The sequence below is a fragment of the Halomonas sp. ATBC28 genome (genome assembly GCF_005937175.1).
Lineage (GTDB): Bacteria > Pseudomonadota > Gammaproteobacteria > Pseudomonadales > Halomonadaceae > Vreelandella > Vreelandella titanicae.
Genome location: NZ_VCQL01000089.1, coordinates 1 through 528 on the forward strand (window position 1 = coordinate 1; position 528 = coordinate 528).

The 528-nt window shown below is 55.3% G+C and carries 1 protein-coding gene; it reads right to left on the bottom strand.

Annotated elements, in window-relative coordinates:
* Nucleotides 1–207: 207 nt before the first annotated feature.
* Nucleotides 208–528: LysR substrate-binding domain-containing protein (locus E0L35_RS25450; RefSeq protein WP_249362194.1), on the bottom strand; the 321-nt coding region annotated here is incomplete at its 5' end.

A 528-nucleotide genomic window follows, 5' to 3' on the forward strand; every position in this document is an offset into this window, starting at 1 on the left:
GGTGCGCAATAACCGGTTGGCGTTGGACTTTCTCGGCAGTGGTGGTGACGGTTTCCAGCGCCTGGCTAACTTTGCCGCCTTTCTCGCTATTATCCAACTGCTTAATCGGCTCGTGCTCCAGATCCTGGGTGGGACGTTTGATCTCGTTTTCCTGCGTCATCCGCTCTTTTGTCCTTCTGTCGTGGTCATTCTTAAAAGTATAGTCGGTCAGTCCAGGTACTCTTTCATTACGCCAGCCAGCCACTGCATAAACAGGTTTACACGCCGGGAAAGCTCCCGACGCTGCGGATAAACCAGTGAAAGGGACAGCGGCTCGGCACGGTAGCCAGGCAACACTTCAATAAGCCGCCCGGCACGCAGGGCTTCGCGCACGGCAATGCGCGGGATCTGAATAATCCCCAGACCGGCAAGACCGGCGGCGAGATAGTTTTCGCTACTGTTTACCGTCAACATGCTGCCAGACTTAAACCACTGGACGCCATTAACGCTGGCAACCTCAAAACCTAACGGATGTACACCCAGGTGCGG